Consider the following 15693-nt stretch of genomic DNA (forward strand, 5'->3'; position numbering starts at 1 on the left):
AGCGGCCTTGCGTCCGGTCTACCTCGACAACAACGCCACGACGCGCGTCGACCCCGAAGTCGTCGCGGCGATGTTGCCGTTCTTCACGGACCAGTTCGGCAATGCCTCGTCGTCGCATGCCTTCGGCAGCGAGGTCGCGGGCGTCGTCCGCCAGGCGCGCAAGAGCCTGCAGGCGCTGCTGGGCGCCGCTTTCGATCACGAGATCGTCTTCACGTCGGGCGGGACGGAATCCGACAACACCGCGATCCTGTCGGCGCTTGAGACGCAGGAAGGACGGGGCGAGATCGTCACGACGGCAGTCGAGCATCCCGCGATCCTGTCGCTGGTCGAGCATCTCAGGGACAAGCGCGGCATCACGGTGCATCTGATCGAGGTCGATGCTTCCGGCCGGCTCGATCTCGAAGCCTACAAGCGCGCGCTCGGGCCGCGGACGGCGATCGCCTCGGTGATGTGGGCGAACAACGAGACCGGCACGCTGAATTCCATTCCGGACCTGGCCAAACTCGCGCATGACGCGGGAGCGCTGTTCCATACCGACGCCGTGCAGGCGGTCGGCAAGATCGCGATCGACCTGAAATCCGTTAGCGTCGACATGCTGTCGCTGTCCGGACACAAGCTGCACGGGCCCAAGGGCATCGGTGCGCTGTACGTCAAGAAAGGCACGCCGTTCGCGCCGCTGGTGCGCGGTGGTCCGCAGGAGCGTCGCCGGCGCGGCGGCACCGAAAACGTGCCGGCGATCATCGGCCTCGGCAAAGCGGCGGAGCTGGCAGCGAAACATCTCGCCGACGAGCAGGGCCGGGTGCGCGCGCTGCGCGACCGGCTGGAGCAGGGCATCATCCAGAGCGTGGGCCATTGCGCTGTGCTCGGCGATGCCGCGCAGCGGCTGCCGAACACCGCCAACATCGCCTTCCAACATCTCGAAGGCGAGCCGATCGTCATGCGCCTGAACCAGGCGGGTATCGCCGCCTCGCTCGGCTCCGCCTGCGCCTCCGGCTCGATGGAGCCGTCGCATGTGCTCAGGGCGATGAACGTCCCCTCGGATCTGCTGCGCGGGGCGGTGCGCTTCTCGCTGTCCCGCGACACCACAGGCGACGATATCGACCGCGTGCTGCAGGTCCTGCCCGACATCGTCGGCCGGCTGCGCGAGACCTCGCCAGCCTGGCTGCAACATCACCCGTCGAATGCGGCGGACGCCCTTCGTCCCACGGAGCTTACGCAATGAAAGTCATGATCCGCCGCTCGCCGGAAACCGGCCTCTCGATCTACGTCCCGAAAAAGGACCTTGAGGAGCCGATCGTCGAGACCGAGCACGAGACGCTGTGGGGCGGTTGGATCCGCATCGCCAATGGATGGGTGCTCGAGCTGCCGCAGATGGCCGCCGACACGCGGCTGCCGATCACGATCAATGCGCGCAAGCGCGGTGGAGAAGGGGACGAGTGATGAATGCGCCGCTTCCTCATATCGACATCGTCAAGCAGGCCGACGCCGAGGCGCTGCTGAAGGATGTCGTCGCCAGGCTGAAAGCCGGCAAGGTCGTTCCGTTTCTCGGTCCCGCCGTCTCGGAGCAGTCCGGCGCTGCGGTGCCGATGAACCCGGAGGCGCTGGCCGCGTTCTTCGGCACCAAGGTGGCGCTGCCGCGCCGCGCCAAGGGCAATGCCTGGGCCTCCGCGCAGCACATCGAGAGCACGCGTCACCGCTCGACGGTGACGGCGCTGATGGCGGAAGCCTTCGCCGCGCCGGTCGCTCCCACGCCGCTGCAGCAGCATCTGGCGTCGCTGCCGCTGCCGATGATCGTCGACAGCTGGTATGACGGGGCGATGCGGACCGCGCTGGCCCGACGGAGCGATTGGGGCGAGGTGCAGGGTATCACCCGCGCCCATATCGGTGAGGACCGCTGGTATCGCTTCTACGACGCTGCCGGCGGCGAGAGCGACCGCGAGAAGGCAAGTGGCTGGACCACGCTGCTGTACAAGCCTCATGGCGGCATCACGCCGGCGAAGAACTTCCTGATCACCGACGCCGACTATGTCGAGGTTCTCACCGACATCGACATCCAGACGCCGATTCCCGACACCGTCAAGGATCGCCGCACCGATCGTACCTTCCTGTTCATCGGCTGCCGCTTCAACGACCAGCTGCTGCGCACCTATGGCCGCCAGGTGATCAAGCGCTCGGGGGCCGAGCATTACGTCCTGGTCGAACCGGACTCGCTGTCGAAGAACGAGCTGAAGTTCTTCATTGCCGAGCGGCTGACGCCGATCGCGATCCCGCTGGCCCGCGCCACCGAGATCATCATCGGCGGCTGAACTCGCTCTGTCACAGTCACAAACAGCGCGGCCGCAAGCCGCGCTGTTTTGCTGTGCGTTGTCTCCTCGATCCGAGTCTGTAACGTTTCTAACAACACATCAAACGAGAGGCTTTCGCATGTTGGCAAGGCGACAGCCGTGATAGATTTGCTAACACGTTGATAGTCCGACGAAATGATCGTGTCCGCGACGTGGCACGCGAGTTGCTCAACTCATTCCAAGGCGGTTTGCGGCTCGCCAGCAACGTAAGGAGCGGACATGGACGCGTCAGTGCAGCACGACCAGGCGACGATACCGGACGGCGACAAGCTGAGCTCGGTGATGCAGACCATCGCGGAACACAAGGGCTGCGGCACCTCGGGCGGCAGCGGCAAGGCGAGCTGCGGCTCGGGCGCCGGCGAGAACGACCTGCCGCCGGAGATCTGGGAAAAGGTGAAGAACCATCCCTGCTACAGCGAGGAGGCGCATCATCACTACGCGCGCATGCATGTCGCGGTCGCGCCCGCCTGCAACATCCAGTGCAACTACTGCAACCGCAAATATGATTGCGCCAACGAGTCGCGTCCGGGCGTGGTCAGTGAGAAGCTCTCGCCCGAGCAGGCTGCCAAGAAGGTGCTCGCCGTCGCCTCGACCATTCCGCAGATGACCGTGCTCGGCATCGCCGGCCCCGGCGATCCGCTCGCCAACCCCGAGAAGACCTTCAAGACCTTCGAGCTGATCGCGAAGACGGCGCCGGACATCAAGCTGTGCCTGTCGACCAACGGCCTGGCGTTGCCCGACCATGTCGACACCATCGCCGGCTTCAACGTCGACCACGTCACGATCACCATCAACATGGTTGATCCCGAGATCGGCGCCAAGATCTATCCCTGGGTGTTCTGGAAGCACAAGCGCTACACCGGCGTCGAGGCGGCCAAGCTGCTGACCGACCGCCAGCTGCAGGGCCTGGAGATGCTCACCGAGCGTGGCATCCTCTGCAAGGTCAACTCGGTGATGATCCCCGGCGTCAACGACAAGCACCTCGTCGAGGTCAACAAGGCGGTGAAGTCGCGCGGCGCCTTCCTGCACAACATCATGCCGCTGATCTCCTCGCCGGAGCACGGCACCGTGTTCGGCCTCACCGGCCAGCGCGGTCCGACCGCGCAGGAGCTGAAGGCGCTGCAGGACGAGTGCGAAGGCGAGATGAACATGATGCGGCACTGCCGCCAGTGCCGCGCCGACGCCGTCGGCCTGCTCGGCGAGGACCGCTCGGCGGAGTTCACCACCGACAAGATCATGGCGATGGAGGTGAACTACGACATCGACAGCCGCAAGGCCTATCAGGAGGCGGTCGAGAGCGAGCGCGTCGCCAAGGTCGTCGCCCGCCAGGAGGAGCTCGCCTCGCTCGCCGGCCAGTCCAGCGATATCAAGCTGCTGGTTGCGGTCGCGACCAAGGGCTCGGGCCTGATCAACGAGCATTTCGGTCACGCCAAGGAGTTCCAGGTCTACGAGCTCTCCACGGCCGGTGCGAAGTTCGTCGGTCACCGCCGCGTCGACCTGTACTGCCAGGGCGGCTATGGCGACGAGGACAGCCTGGAGACCGTGATCCGCGCCATCAACGACTGTCATGCGGTGTTCGTGGCCAAGATTGGCGGCTGCCCGAAGAGCGACCTGCAAGCCGCCGGCATCGAGCCGGTCGATCAGTTCGCGCACGAGTTCATCGAGAAGTCGGCGATTGCCTGGTTCAAGAGCTATCTCGACAAGGTCAATAGCGGCGAGATCGAGCACATCGTGCGCGGCGACGCCGAGATCCGCCAGGGCGCCCTGACCTCGGCTGCGTGACATCCGATCCCGGCGGCGCCTTTGAACGCCGCCGGCCCTTTCGACAGGAGCAATTCATGACTTTGAAGATCATTGCCTCGCAATGCACGAGCTGCTCGGCCTGCGAGCCCGAATGCCCGAACGTGGCGATCTCCGAGAAGAACGGCACCTTCGTGATCGACCCCAAGAAGTGCACCGAGTGCCTCGGCCATTTCGACGAGCCGCAATGCGCGGCGGTCTGCCCGGTCGACAACACCTGCGTCATCGACAATTCGTTCCCGCGCTATCAGCCGCCGGCCTGAGGAGAGCCAGATGAACTTCACTCTCACGCCAGCCGCGCAGAAGTTCATGCGCATGATGCTGCGGGCCGATGGCACCGCCGGCTCCGGCTTCCGCCTCGCGGTGTCGCCGGGCGGCTGCTCAGGCCTCGCCGCCGATATCAGCGTGCTCGCCACGCCGCTTGCCGGGGACGCGGTCGTCGAGCGTGACGGCGTCAAGCTGTTCCTGCCGGCGGAGAGCCGGCTGCTGCTCGACGGCGTCACCATCGACTTCGCCGACACCGCTGCTCAGACCGGCCTCGTGTTCCACGATCCGAAGCAGGTGTCGTGCTCCAGCCACGCGCTGAAGGCGCTGTAGGACCAGGACGGCACCGCCATGCCCACCGCTGCCCGGCCCAGCTCCCAGACTGCCATCGAGGACGCGCTGCTTGCCGATGCGCTGCTCGGTGGCGGCCTGCCGGAGGAGGCCGAGCGTCATCTGTGGCTGGCGGGCCAGAGCTATCATGTCGATGATGTCGCGGAGACGCATCTGAAGCAGGCCGAGGCGCTGGCGCCGGACCATGCCGCGGTCCTGATCGGCTTCTATCGGTTCTATTTCTACAAGGGCCGGCTGACCGACGCGCTGCGCATCGCCAAGCGCTGTCTCGCCAAGGCTGCGGTCGAAAACCACCTGCCGCCGCATTGGCGCGACGTCCGCCCGGAGCACGCTGAATTCGGCAGCTTCGATCACATGCTGCCGCGCTTCTTCATGTTCACCTTGAAGGGGTACGCCTACCTGCAGATGCGGCTCGGTAATCTCGTCGAGGGGAGGCTCGCGGTGCAGAAGCTGCTCGATCTCGATCCCAACGACAAGATCGGCGCACGCGTCCTGCTCGAGGTTGTCGACCGGGTGGAGCTCGACGATGAGTGACGACATCGACGAAGCCATCGACTGGCAGGGCAACGAGATCAGCTGCACGGGCTGCGCGCATGAGCAGCTGAGCGCGGCCGGCCGCTGCAGGATCCGGCACGCCTGCGTGCACGACCGCTACGCGCGGCGCATCGACCGGTTCTTCAACTGGAATCCGGCACTCGCCAACGACTACGTCAAGCATCCGCATTTCGAGGTGCGCGCGATCGCCGCCAAGCACGCCAGCCCATTCTATCTGCCGCCGCTGCTCGACGATCCCGAGGAAACGGTGCGCTGGAATGCGGCGCGGCGGCTGCCGAAGCGGCTGGTTCTGCGGCTGCGCCATGACTCGCATCGCGAGGTCCGGATCCGGATCGCGACCGTGCTCGATCCCGAAGACCTGATGCCGATGATGATGGACGACGACTATTACGTCCGTCTCGTCGTCGCGCGCCGCATCGTGCCCTCGGTGCTCGGCCGCATGATGGGCGACCCCGAGGCCGAAGTCCGCCGCGTCGTCGCGCGGCGGATTCCGAGCGACTGGCTGCTCGGCATGATCAGCGATCCCGACGCGCGGGTGCGGCTGGAAATCGCGGAGCGCCTGGCGCCGGATCTCCTGACGGCCATGCGCAAGGACGCCGACTGGCGCGTGCGCCACGAGGTCGCGAGCCGGATTCCGCTCGGCGAGATCGCCGAACTGGTGCGCGACGAGGATCCGCTGGTGCAGGAGATGGCGCGCGGCCGGCTCGAGAACCGTTCTGGAGCAGCGATGGAGAAACCGGCATGAGCAACATCGTTCGTGACAGCGAGGTCGTGGAGCTGTCGGCGCCGCCGTATTTCACCTTCGGCGAGAAGGTCAAGGCGAAGCGCACCATCCGCAACGACGGCACCTATGCGGGCAAGGAGATCGGCGAGATCCTCGCGAAGAAGGGCGAGATCGGCTACGTCGTCTCGATCGGTACCTTCCTGCAGCAATTCTACATCTACGGCGTCGAGTTCCTCGAAAGCGGAAATCGCGTCGGCATGAAACGCAAGGAGCTTGAATCCACCGTCCCCCGTGGGGACGTCGAGGACGAGCTGCCGCTGCCAGGAGCGTACAGATCATGATCGAACCGCGGATGCCGAAGTACCAATGGGGTCAGCGCGTGAAGGCGCTGATCGACCTCGTCAACGACGGCTCGTTCCCCAACGCGCCGGCCGAGGCCAAGCTGGTCGGCGTTGGTGACCTGGGCGAGATCGTCCAGGTCGGCACCCACACCGAGGCAAACATGCCGATCTATCTGGTCGAGTTCGGCGAGCAGCTCGTGGTGGGCTGTCTCGAAGAGGAGATCGTCCCGGTCTAGGGGATGGGGATCAGCCATGGTGGCAGCCGCGCTCAAACCCAGTCTCGTCCGGCCCGCGCATCCCAATGAGTTGGATCGCAAGCGGATCGAGCGCGCGCTGCAGTCACGCAAGCGCTACCGCTACGTCGAGCCGACGGTCCTGCCGGTCGATGAAGGTTATCAGGTCCGCAGTCCATGCTGCTCGCGCAACATCGACAAGGACGGCGGTGTGATCGATGTGGCTCTGCTGCGTCACGACCCCGCGAAGACCATATGGAAGCTGTTCCGGAGAGATCACGCGCAAGGGATCTGGGAGCTGCACAGCGTGCACCAGCGGTTGACCGCGGCGGTCGACGAGCTGAACGCCGACCCTGAGCGGATTTTCTGGCAGTAGAGAGGACGGGTGAGATGGCATTGGCCGAACAGGAACTGAATGAGATTGCGCAGGTCCTCGAGCAACCGGACGCCAGCCAAGCAGCGTTCGCCGAGTTGCGCCGCCGCTTTCCGAAGCTCGCCTTGACCCGCTGCGATGCCTCGGATGTGACCGAGACGCCTTACCGCAGCTATGCGGCGTTCGACCTGCATCTGCTCGATGCCAGCGACCATTGCGCAGGGGTGACGGACGATCCGGCTAAAGCCACCGGCCTGATCCTGGCCAAACGGAGCTGATCATGAAGCCCTATCTGGTGCATGACGCCGACCGGCAGGAGCGGGAGGAAGCCGAACTGACGCCGGTCGAGGCGGGCTTCATCCCGCTGTCCGATCCGGATATCACGACCGCAGAAATCGCAGCAGTAGATGCCGCATTGCGCTCGCCGCGGCTGTCCTGCGGTCCGCTGGTCGACGAGTTCGAGGCGGCATTCGCCGCCTATCTCGGGCGCAAATACGCCATTGCCGTTCCGAGCGGAACGCTCGGCCTTGTTCTGGTCTTGAAGGGCCTGGGGATCGGGTCAGGCGACGAGGTGATCGCGTCGTCCTATTCGTTCCGCGAGATCGCGCATGCGATCAGCATCGTCGGTGCCACGCCGGTGTTTGCCGACATCGACTACTATTCCGGGACGCTGGCGCCGAGCAAGATCGAGGCGCGGATCACCCCGAAGACCAGGGCCATTCTCGCCGGCAACACCAATGGCCATCCGGCGAAATGGTCGGAGCTGCAGGCGATCGCCAAAGCTCACGATCTGACGCTGCTGGAGGACTCGACCGAGGCGATCGGCTCGAAATACAAAGGCGCGCTGGTCGGCACCTTCGGCGCGGCCTCGGTGTTCGACTTTTCGCAGCCGTTCGCGCTGACCTGCGGCGAAGGCGGCATGATCGTGACCGACGACATCGATATCGCCGTCGCCGTGCGTCGTCATCGGCTGCACCGGCTCGACGAGCGTGCGTCGGTGGTGGTCAGCAGCAGCCCGTCGCACCAGGCCGTGATGAGCGATGTCACGGCCGCGCTCGGCCTGGCCCAGTTGAAGCGGGTCGACGAGATCCTCGAACGCCGCCGGCTGATCGAGCAGATCTACTACAGCCAGGTGCAGTCGTTCGAGGGCATCAAGGACCCCTATGTCGGCCCTGATGTCACCGAGGTGAACTGGTTCCTGTACCAGGTGCATCTGGGAACGCGCTTCTCCAAGTCCAGCCGCGATTCGATCGTCGAGGATCTCCGGGTCGAGCAGGTCGAGGCCGTCGCCTATTCCAATCCGCTGCATCTGCAGCGGCACTATTTCGACATGGGCTATCGCCGCGGCGACTATCTGGTGACCGAGAAGGTCGCCGATCGCGTCGTGGCCCTGCCGTTCCACGTCCATCTGACCACCGACCAGATCGCCTTCATTGTCGCGACCATGAAGGACGCCTCGGTCAATGTCGGAGCGGGCGCGGCGATCTACTGACACCAGTTCAACCCAGCAAAGGAGACATTCAATGGCTATTCTGACGGTCATGCCCTCCGGCAAGACGATCGAGGTGGGCGAGGGCACCACCATCCTCGCGGCGCTGCTCGCCGCCGAGGTGGAGATCCCGCACAAATGCGAGGGGCAGGCGAAGTGCGGCTCGTGCCACATCTTCCTGCAGGAGGGCCGCAAGGGCGTGTCGAAGGTCAGCAAGCTCGAGAACGAGAAGCTCGACACCATCGTCGGTGTCGGCTCGAAGTCCCGCCTCGCGTGCCAGGCGACGATCCTCGGCACCGAGAACGTCAAGATCGAGCTGCTCGGCTTCTCGTCAGGTTTTTAACAGGAGGATCACATGGACAACATCACGCTTCACGTTCGCTTTGCCCCGGATGGCACGGTTGCCGAGATCAGTGAACGGCCGGCTGCGCTGACGCCGCAGCAATGGTTCAACAAGCTCAGCGAGGCGATCGGCATGAAGGCCTATCAGACCTTCGCCGGCGGCCGCGGTGTCTTCAAGGTCGCCCGCGACGATGTCGAGGCCCTGAAGGCCGCAACCGCCGCGTGACGGCTGCGCTACCGGCGATCGACGCGACCAGCGGCATGAGCACCGATACGGTTCAGTTCTTCGTGTCGTATACGGGCGTCAAGCTGCCGCTGCGCCTGGTGACGGCGATCGCAGCGGATCAGCTGTCGAACCGCAACACCTTCATCCGCGGCTATTTCAATGCCGCGGGTGCGCTGACCGGATTCGAGAAGGTCGTTTACGGCGAGATCGAGCTCACCCATCGGTATGATTATCACGCCAACGGGACGTTGCGCCGAGCCGTGATCGTGATGCTCGACGAGGATCCGGTGACGCTCAGTTTCGACGAGACCGGCGCTGTCGTCGCCGGGCAGGACGCTGCGTGAAGGGGGCATCGTGACCGTCGCCAAGCTGATCGAGGCTCTTGCCAGCATGCCCAAGGACGCTATCGTGCTGATGGACTCCGGCGCCGGATTGTCGCGCGTCGATGCGCTCGAGCTCGTGGACGAGCAGGGGCCCGGCGCACCCGCCGAGGTGATCCTGCAGCCGAGCTTGGACGAATAGAGACGGAACGGGTTGGATGTCAGACGCTGGGACTTCGCAGACGGTAGAATCGGATAACTCGCCAACGATCACGCCGTATGAGCGGATCGGCGGGGCGGTCGTGGTCGATCGTCTGGTCGAGTCGTTCTATCACCGGATGGATACGCTGCCCGAGGCCAAGACGATCCGCGACATGCACGGCACCAATCTCGGGCCGATCAAGGTGATCCTGAAGCGCTATCTGTCGGAATGGCTCGGCGGCCCGAAGCTCTATTCGCCGGAGAAGGGCCATCCGCGCCTGCGCCAGCGTCACATGGGTTTCCCGATCGGCAGCGCCGAGCGCGACGCGTGGCTGCTGTGCATGCGCGGCGCGCTCGATGAGACCGTGGCCGATGTCCAGGCCCGCCAGGACGTCGACGCCGCCATGACCAAGCTCGCCGACTGGATGCGCAACCAGGCCGGCAACCCGCACGATGCCCGTGCGGCACGGCCGTGAGATCGCGGCGAACCCCGCCGCATCGTCATTGCGAGGAGCCGGAGCCGGAGGCGACGAAGCAATCCAGAGTCCTCGTGTCGCCCTGGATTGCTTCGCTGCGCTCGCAATGACGGAATGCAATGGCTCCTGACTCGTAGGGTGGGCAAAGCGAAGCGTGCCCACCGGCGGTCTCACCAGCGACAAGGACCGCGATGGTGGGCACGGCGATCTTGTGTCAGCGCAACTCTCTGCTGTCGCGGGCGCCTTTGCCCACCCTACGGACGCAACTAATACAACGGCACCCCGAAGAAGTTCTCCTCGTCGCCGCCCCAGGCGCGGTGCAGGGCCAGCGCGTTCTGCCAATGCTGCATCTCGACGTCGCTGGCGTTGCGGTGAGTAATCTTGCCGTCCGGCTGCTCGGCGAGCAAAAACGGCTTGCCGTTGCGAATGAAGCGATTGAGGTCCTTGGTGTCGTTGGGCCGCACCACGCAGCGCGGCCGCTCGTCGATCAGGATGGTGGTCGGCAGCATCGCGCTCTCACTCCATCGGCGGTCCCATGTCGTCGTCGGCCTTCTTCTTCTTTTTCTTGTCGGTCTTGGCGAGCGCGTAGGCGCCGGCGTTCTTCAACGTGATCGGCGGCTGGCCCACGACATATTGCGAGATCCAGGCGAGCGTCCGCTCGTGAGCCAGCGAGGTGGCTGCCGCGTCATAGCTGGCACCGTCGTCGTCGAAATCATGTGCGGCGCCGGGATAGGAGAAGGCGCTGACCTCGGGATGATGGGCACGGAACATGCTGACGGCCGGGAACGGCACGACCGGGTCGGCTTCGCCAAAATGCAGCAAGGTTGGAACCTTGCGCTTGGCGCCGACGGCGTCGACGATGCCGGTGGCGTAGTAGCTGACGGCGCAGGCAAGCCCGGACACGTGATTTGCGGCGCTGTAGGCGAGGCCGCCGCCGGCGCCATAGCCGACCACGGCAACCTTGCCGCATTCCTTGACGCTATCGACCGTCGACTGGATCTCGGCAAGCAGCGGGGCCACGGGATCCTGCGCGGCCGCCGCTGGAGCACCATCGGCCGCCGCCTCGACAGCCGCCGGCGGCGACAGCTCCGGCGCGATCACGACATAGCCGCTCGCCGCGAAGGCATCGGCGACCTTGCGAACCTTGCTGCTGCCGTTGCCGTCCGGCAGCACGACGACGGCGCCTCTCGGTGTGTCGGCCGGATCAGCGCGAAACGCCTCGAACGTATGTCCGTCATTGGCTGTGAGCTTGATGGTGCTCTCTGTCGGCATGTGATGCTCCCGTATCTGCGCCGTCGGCGCGCGTTACAACAAGCCCAGCTCCAGGGCGGTCTCCTCGGACATGCGTGACTTGTCCCACGGCGGCTCGAACACGAGCGTCACCTTCACCGAGGCGACACCGTCGACCGCCTGCACGGCGTCCTCGACCATGCGAACGATCTCGCTCGCGACCGGGCAGCCGGGCGCCGTCAAGGTCATGTCGATCTCGACGGCGCCACCGCCTTCATGCGCGATCCGATAGACCAGGCCGAGGTCGTAGACGTTCACCGGGATCTCCGGGTCATAGACCGTCCGCAGCGCGGCGATCACGCTTTCGGCGGCGTCCTGGGAGCCGGTCGCGACGGCGCTCTGGGCCGGGGAAGCAGGGGGCGCGGCGTGCATGCTCATCATGCGTTGGTTCCTCTCGTGGTCCTGGCTCGCACCAGGGGATGGTCGTTCGAAGTCGTGTCGATATTGCGCTGGCTGTCATGCATGGCTGTGCCTCACTCCGCGCCGAGCCCATCGGCCAGGGCCGCTACGACCGGCCAGCCGACGGCGCCTGATGGATCGAGTCGGCGCAGCGCTGCGAGCATCTCGGCCGCGCTGTCGGGATCGTTCTTGCGCAGATGAATGAAGGCCAGCGCCTTCAGCGTGTAGAGCGCGAAGCGGCCGGCGCCATCCGGCAGCGGATCGTGCGGCACCCATTGCCGCCAATCGGACGACCAATCGGCCTGGCGCGCCGCCTCGGCGAGGCCGAGCTCGGCGACCGCCTTGGCCTCGTCGAGATGGCCCTGATAGGTGTGGATCTTATAGAGGCAGAAATAGGTCGGCAGCTCCTGCGGTGCGGCGGCCAAGGCCTGGCGAAACAGCCGGTCGGCGCGGGCGTGATCGCGGCGATACGCCGCCACTCCCTGCTGCAGCAGCGCGTCGATCTCCTCGGGAAGATCACCGAAGTTGATCGTGTCGGGTTCGCTGACCAGTTCGAGCATCTGCATTGACCTCGATCAAATCACTGCAAGACGCGGACCGTTTTGCAGTGGTGCAGCAGAGGCCTTGGCGATGTCGACGTCGGCGAAAAGCAGGGCAAGATGTTGGATTTTGAACGCCCGTCCCGGCCACATCCTTGTCGTTGTCGCAAAGATGACGCGCCGGCCCCCCTTTCGACGCTCGAACGGCGCCGCAGCAGTGTTCGACAGGTCCAAACGACTGGTTCGGAGCTTGCATGACGCTGTGACCAAACCAGCGGGAGTACCAGCGATGGCGATGGCGGCAACTGATATCGAGCGTCTCATCAAGGAGGCGTTCCCGGATGCGGTCGTCGTGATCGAGGACCTGGCTGGTGATGGCGACCATTATTCGGCGCGCGTCACCTCACAGGCTTTCGCGGGGAAGAGCCGGGTGCAGCAGCATCAGATGGTCTATTCGGCGCTGAAGGGTCAGATGGGCGGCGTACTGCATGCGCTGGCGCTCGAGACGTCATTGCCGAAATGATCGCGACACCTCCAGGGACACAAGGATAACATCAATGTCGACATCCGAACGCATTCAGAAGCTGATCGACAGCAACGACATCGTTCTCTTTATGAAGGGCGTGCCTTCGGCGCCGCAATGCGGCTTCTCCGCCGCTGTCGCGCAGATCCTGGCCAAGCTCGACGTGGCTTACGAGAGCGTCAACGTGCTGGCCGATCCCTTTATCCGCGAAGGCATCAAGGAATTCTCCAACTGGCCGACGATTCCGCAGCTCTATGTCAAAGGTGAGTTCGTGGGCGGCTGCGATATCGTGCGCGAGATGTTCCAGGCTGGCGAGCTCGCGACCTTGCTCACCGACAAGGGCATCAAGGCGTCTGCCTCATGAGTGATGGCAGTGTCGCAGAGGCGGATGACGCCTTCGAGATTCCGCAGCTCTACAAATATCACGCCTTCGTCTGCCTGACGCAGCGTCCGCCGGGTCATCCGCGTGGCAGCTGCGGCGCGCTCGGCGTGCAGCCGCTGTGGGACCGTCTCACCAAGACCATCGAGGCGCAGCGGCTGACCGACGTCGGCGTCACCGCGGCCGGCTGCTTCGGGTTCTGCAGCGCCGGCCCGATGATGGTGGTCTATCCCGAAGGCATCTGGTATCGGCCGACCAAGCCGGAGGACATCGACGAGATCGTCGAGTCCCATTTCAAGCAGGGCAAGCGCGTCGACCGCCTGGTGATGGTGCTGAAGCGCTGATGCTTCGACCGGAGCCGCTCAGCGCGGCTCCGGGCAGGGCGACGCCTCCGGGCGCGTACAGCCCTGGACGTCGTCGAGATCGTCATCCCGCTGCAGCAGCGACAGCACAGGCTCACGATCGAAACCGGCGCAGCATTGGCCGTCGGCCTCGATCAGCGGACGCCGGATCAGCAGCGGATCTTCCAGCATCAGGTCGATCGCGGCGACGGCCTCGATCGCTTCCGGCTCGATCTCGCCCGATTTGACCCGTGGCGAAGCTGGGTTGAACCAGGACCAGACCGGCGTTTCGGCGAAGTAGGTGCGCAGCCGCTCGCCGGTCCAGGGCTCTGTCAGCAGATTTCGTGCGACGACCTCATGGCCGGCGTGCGTCAGCATCAGCTTCTGCCGGGCATTGGTGCCGCAGCCCGGCTTTTCATAGAATATAACGGTGGTCACGTCAGAGCCCGCCGAGCTGGACCAGTTGCGCGCCGCCGGCGCGGCCGAGAATGGTGTCGACCTTCTTGCGCACGGACTCGATTGTGAGCGGCTTCACGACCGCCCCGTGCGCGCCGGCCTTCAGCCCTTCGATCGCGATCGCCTCGTCGGCCTTGGCCGTCACGACCAGGATCCGCACGCCCTTGAACTTGGCGGCGATCTCGCGCACCAGCTCGGGTCCGCGCTGCTTCAGAAACGACACCCCGAGCAGCACTACGTCCGGCGCCAGCCAGTCGACGCCCTTCGCGTAAGCTTCTTCCGGGGTCGCCAGCTCATGGGTCTCGATCTCATCGTGCAGCATGAACTGCAGGGCCGCGCGGGTGATCTCGTCATCGTCGATCACGAACACCCGCCGCTGGTCCACCGCTTTTGCCGTTTCAACTCCGATCTGCATTCGCATCCTCCTCAAAACCTTGGCCGCAAGGCTGCGATGAGGATCTAGCAAATCCCGTTCCGGGCCCGACGCCGCTGAAAATCGGCTGATGTTGTGTCGTTTCGGACAGCGCGGCCCTGCATCCGATCTTGCGAGGCGTTCCGATGTCGGATTTGCAACAACACGCCTCGGCGCGCGGATTGTTCTGCATCTCCTTCTAAATGCGGCCCTTTTGCCTCTGCGCGGGAGCGTGGCACAGGCGTTGCAAAACCCTGGTCAGGCAATGGTTGAGGGCTGAGAGCACGCCGACGCTTCGGACGAGCGATGCTCTCCTTCCCAACAACCCGTCTGCCGGTTCGGACACATGAGAGGACACGGTCACGCTCTGCTGGACGCGGGCGCGACAACAGCAATCGGTTGATGGAGAGCAGAATGTCATCACTTCGACAAATCGCATTCTACGGCAAGGGCGGCATCGGCAAATCGACGACGTCGCAGAACACGCTCGCGGCGCTCGCCGAGATGGGTCATCGGATCCTGATCGTCGGCTGCGACCCCAAGGCGGATTCGACCCGCCTGATCCTGCACGCCAAGGCGCAGGACACCATCCTCAGCCTGGCCGCTGCCGCGGGCAGCGTCGAGGACCTTGAGATCGAAGAGGTCATGAAGGTCGGCTATCGCGACATCCGTTGCGTCGAGTCCGGCGGTCCGGAACCGGGCGTCGGCTGCGCCGGCCGCGGCGTCATCACCTCGATCAACTTCCTGGAAGAGAACGGCGCCTATGAGGACATCGACTACGTGTCCTACGACGTGCTCGGCGACGTGGTCTGCGGCGGCTTCGCGATGCCGATCCGCGAGAACAAGGCGCAGGAGATCTACATCGTGATGTCCGGCGAGATGATGGCGATGTACGCCGCCAACAACATCTCCAAGGGCATTCTGAAGTATGCGAACTCCGGCGGTGTGCGCCTGGGCGGCCTGGTCTGCAACGAGCGCCAGACCGACAAGGAACTGGAGCTGGCGGAGGCTCTGGCGAAGAAGCTCGGCACTCAGCTGATCTACTTCGTGCCGCGCGACAACATCGTGCAGCACGCCGAGCTGCGCCGCATGACCGTGCTGGAATATGCGCCGGAGTCGGTTCAGGCCAACCACTATCGCTCGCTGGCCCAGAAGATCCACGTCAACGCCGGCAAGGGCATCATCCCGACGCCGATCACGATGGACGAGCTCGAGGACATGCTGATGGAGCACGGCATCATGAAGGCGGTCGACGAGAGCCAAATCGGAAAGACTGCCGCCGATCTCGCCGCAACGGCTTAAGCAGTCTTGGTA

At 64.8% G+C, this 15693-nt stretch carries 28 protein-coding genes; 22 read left to right on the plus strand and 6 right to left on the minus strand.

The window, feature by feature from the left end; translation table 11 throughout:
- Nucleotides 1-7 precede the first annotated feature (7 nt).
- The 18 genes from nifS to ACQR1I_RS08290 all read left to right on the plus strand — a co-directional run bounded on the left by nifS (nucleotide 8) and on the right by ACQR1I_RS08290 (nucleotide 10040).
- Nucleotides 8-1222 (plus strand): cysteine desulfurase NifS, encoded by a 1215-nt coding sequence (gene nifS / locus ACQR1I_RS08205; protein ID WP_434871186.1) that lies wholly within the window; start codon nucleotides 8-10, stop codon nucleotides 1220-1222.
- Entirely contained in the window at nucleotides 1219-1440 is a 222-nt protein-coding gene (nifT, locus tag ACQR1I_RS08210) for a putative nitrogen fixation protein NifT (protein ID WP_012029022.1), read from the plus strand. The genes nifS and nifT overlap by 4 nt, the downstream gene beginning before the upstream one ends.
- The gene (locus ACQR1I_RS08215) at nucleotides 1440-2306 is read left to right on the plus strand and encodes an SIR2 family NAD-dependent protein deacylase (protein ID WP_434871185.1); all 867 of its coding nucleotides are present in this window, start codon (nucleotides 1440-1442) and stop codon (nucleotides 2304-2306) included. The genes nifT and ACQR1I_RS08215 overlap by 1 nt, the downstream gene beginning before the upstream one ends.
- 258 nt (nucleotides 2307-2564) lie before the next feature.
- On the plus strand, nucleotides 2565-4127 hold the full coding sequence (nifB, locus tag ACQR1I_RS08220) for a nitrogenase cofactor biosynthesis protein NifB (protein WP_434871184.1): 1563 nt from the start codon (nucleotides 2565-2567) through the stop codon (nucleotides 4125-4127).
- Between the two features lie 56 nt (nucleotides 4128-4183).
- Entirely contained in the window at nucleotides 4184-4408 is a 225-nt protein-coding gene (locus ACQR1I_RS08225; protein WP_015665417.1) for a YfhL family 4Fe-4S dicluster ferredoxin, read from the plus strand.
- A 10-nt stretch (nucleotides 4409-4418) separates the two neighbouring features.
- Entirely contained in the window at nucleotides 4419-4742 is a 324-nt protein-coding gene (locus ACQR1I_RS08230; protein WP_434871183.1) for a HesB/IscA family protein, read from the plus strand.
- 18 nt (nucleotides 4743-4760) lie between these two features.
- Nucleotides 4761-5294, plus strand: a complete 534-nt coding sequence (locus ACQR1I_RS08235) for a hypothetical protein (protein WP_434871182.1) — start codon at nucleotides 4761-4763, stop codon at nucleotides 5292-5294.
- Nucleotides 5287-6060, plus strand: coding sequence for a 4Fe4S-binding leucine-rich repeat protein (locus ACQR1I_RS08240; protein WP_434871181.1), 774 nt, complete (start codon nucleotides 5287-5289; stop codon nucleotides 6058-6060). The genes ACQR1I_RS08235 and ACQR1I_RS08240 overlap by 8 nt, the downstream gene beginning before the upstream one ends.
- On the plus strand, nucleotides 6057-6380 hold the full coding sequence (locus ACQR1I_RS08245) for a nitrogen fixation protein NifZ (protein WP_434871180.1): 324 nt from the start codon (nucleotides 6057-6059) through the stop codon (nucleotides 6378-6380). Before ACQR1I_RS08240 ends, ACQR1I_RS08245 begins: the two co-directional genes overlap by 4 nt.
- Nucleotides 6377-6616 (plus strand): nitrogen fixation protein NifZ, encoded by a 240-nt coding sequence (locus ACQR1I_RS08250; protein WP_008963352.1) that lies wholly within the window; start codon nucleotides 6377-6379, stop codon nucleotides 6614-6616. The genes ACQR1I_RS08245 and ACQR1I_RS08250 overlap by 4 nt, the downstream gene beginning before the upstream one ends.
- A gap of 16 nt (nucleotides 6617-6632) precedes the next feature.
- Entirely contained in the window at nucleotides 6633-6989 is a 357-nt protein-coding gene (locus ACQR1I_RS08255; RefSeq protein ID WP_434871179.1) for a DUF3024 domain-containing protein, read from the plus strand.
- Nucleotides 6990-7003: 14 nt separating this feature from the next.
- Nucleotides 7004-7264: a hypothetical protein gene (locus ACQR1I_RS08260; protein ID WP_434871178.1), complete on the plus strand. Its 261-nt coding sequence runs from the start codon at nucleotides 7004-7006 to the stop codon at nucleotides 7262-7264.
- Nucleotides 7264-8478 carry a DegT/DnrJ/EryC1/StrS family aminotransferase gene (locus ACQR1I_RS08265; RefSeq protein WP_434871205.1) on the plus strand — a complete coding sequence of 405 codons (1215 nt, stop codon included), beginning with the start codon at nucleotides 7264-7266 and terminating at the stop codon, nucleotides 8476-8478. Before ACQR1I_RS08260 ends, ACQR1I_RS08265 begins: the two co-directional genes overlap by 1 nt.
- Nucleotides 8479-8509: 31 nt before the next feature.
- Nucleotides 8510-8818 (plus strand): 2Fe-2S iron-sulfur cluster-binding protein, encoded by a 309-nt coding sequence (locus tag ACQR1I_RS08270; protein ID WP_434871177.1) that lies wholly within the window; start codon nucleotides 8510-8512, stop codon nucleotides 8816-8818.
- A 12-nt stretch (nucleotides 8819-8830) separates the two neighbouring features.
- Nucleotides 8831-9043, plus strand: a complete 213-nt coding sequence (locus ACQR1I_RS08275; RefSeq protein ID WP_434871176.1) for a hypothetical protein — start codon at nucleotides 8831-8833, stop codon at nucleotides 9041-9043.
- 35 nt (nucleotides 9044-9078) lie between these two features.
- Nucleotides 9079-9387 carry a DUF6156 family protein gene (locus ACQR1I_RS08280; RefSeq protein WP_434871204.1) on the plus strand — a complete coding sequence of 103 codons (309 nt, stop codon included), beginning with the start codon at nucleotides 9079-9081 and terminating at the stop codon, nucleotides 9385-9387.
- A gap of 10 nt (nucleotides 9388-9397) precedes the next feature.
- The gene (locus ACQR1I_RS08285; RefSeq protein WP_015665429.1) at nucleotides 9398-9565 is read left to right on the plus strand and encodes a hypothetical protein; all 168 of its coding nucleotides are present in this window, start codon (nucleotides 9398-9400) and stop codon (nucleotides 9563-9565) included.
- A 16-nt stretch (nucleotides 9566-9581) separates the two neighbouring features.
- The gene (locus tag ACQR1I_RS08290) at nucleotides 9582-10040 is read left to right on the plus strand and encodes a group II truncated hemoglobin (RefSeq protein ID WP_434871175.1); all 459 of its coding nucleotides are present in this window, start codon (nucleotides 9582-9584) and stop codon (nucleotides 10038-10040) included.
- A 266-nt stretch (nucleotides 10041-10306) separates the two neighbouring features.
- Here the strand turns inward: ACQR1I_RS08290 and ACQR1I_RS08295 are convergent, their stop codons facing one another.
- From ACQR1I_RS08295 to ACQR1I_RS08310, 4 genes are all read right to left on the minus strand, one after another.
- Nucleotides 10307-10549: a hypothetical protein gene (locus ACQR1I_RS08295; protein ID WP_434871174.1), complete on the minus strand. Its 243-nt coding sequence runs from the start codon at nucleotides 10547-10549 to the stop codon at nucleotides 10307-10309.
- Nucleotides 10550-10556: 7 nt separating this feature from the next.
- Nucleotides 10557-11312: a dienelactone hydrolase family protein gene (locus ACQR1I_RS08300; protein ID WP_434871173.1), complete on the minus strand. Its 756-nt coding sequence runs from the start codon at nucleotides 11310-11312 to the stop codon at nucleotides 10557-10559.
- A 33-nt stretch (nucleotides 11313-11345) separates the two neighbouring features.
- Nucleotides 11346-11708, minus strand: coding sequence for an iron-sulfur cluster assembly protein (locus ACQR1I_RS08305; protein ID WP_434871203.1), 363 nt, complete (start codon nucleotides 11706-11708; stop codon nucleotides 11346-11348).
- Between the two features lie 95 nt (nucleotides 11709-11803).
- On the minus strand, nucleotides 11804-12295 hold the full coding sequence (locus ACQR1I_RS08310) for a tetratricopeptide repeat protein (RefSeq protein WP_434871172.1): 492 nt from the start codon (nucleotides 12293-12295) through the stop codon (nucleotides 11804-11806).
- 262 nt (nucleotides 12296-12557) lie between these two features.
- Between ACQR1I_RS08310 and ACQR1I_RS08315 the strand changes: the two genes are divergently transcribed.
- Genes ACQR1I_RS08315 through ACQR1I_RS08325 form a run of 3 tightly spaced genes read left to right on the plus strand, consistent with a single transcriptional unit; the run spans nucleotide 12558 to nucleotide 13514 of the window.
- The gene (locus ACQR1I_RS08315; RefSeq protein WP_006609694.1) at nucleotides 12558-12791 is read left to right on the plus strand and encodes a BolA/IbaG family iron-sulfur metabolism protein; all 234 of its coding nucleotides are present in this window, start codon (nucleotides 12558-12560) and stop codon (nucleotides 12789-12791) included.
- 34 nt (nucleotides 12792-12825) lie between these two features.
- Entirely contained in the window at nucleotides 12826-13155 is a 330-nt protein-coding gene (gene grxD / locus ACQR1I_RS08320; protein WP_434871171.1) for a Grx4 family monothiol glutaredoxin, read from the plus strand.
- On the plus strand, nucleotides 13152-13514 hold the full coding sequence (locus ACQR1I_RS08325) for a (2Fe-2S) ferredoxin domain-containing protein (protein WP_434871170.1): 363 nt from the start codon (nucleotides 13152-13154) through the stop codon (nucleotides 13512-13514). Before grxD ends, ACQR1I_RS08325 begins: the two co-directional genes overlap by 4 nt.
- 18 nt (nucleotides 13515-13532) lie before the next feature.
- Here the strand turns inward: ACQR1I_RS08325 and ACQR1I_RS08330 are convergent, their stop codons facing one another.
- Both ACQR1I_RS08330 and ACQR1I_RS08335 read right to left on the minus strand, forming a co-directional pair.
- A complete protein-coding gene (locus ACQR1I_RS08330; RefSeq protein WP_434871169.1) occupies nucleotides 13533-13949 on the minus strand; it encodes an ArsC/Spx/MgsR family protein in 417 nt (138 codons plus the stop codon).
- A 1-nt stretch (nucleotide 13950) separates the two neighbouring features.
- Entirely contained in the window at nucleotides 13951-14382 is a 432-nt protein-coding gene (locus ACQR1I_RS08335) for a response regulator transcription factor (RefSeq protein ID WP_434871168.1), read from the minus strand.
- Nucleotides 14383-14793: 411 nt separating this feature from the next.
- Here ACQR1I_RS08335 and nifH point away from each other — a divergent pair, with 411 nt between their 5' ends.
- A complete protein-coding gene (gene nifH, locus ACQR1I_RS08340; RefSeq protein WP_434888718.1) occupies nucleotides 14794-15681 on the plus strand; it encodes a nitrogenase iron protein in 888 nt (295 codons plus the stop codon).
- Nucleotides 15682-15693 lie beyond the last annotated feature (12 nt).

Source organism: Bradyrhizobium sp. HKCCYLS2038 (assembly GCF_051167655.1).
GTDB lineage: Bacteria > Pseudomonadota > Alphaproteobacteria > Rhizobiales > Xanthobacteraceae > Bradyrhizobium.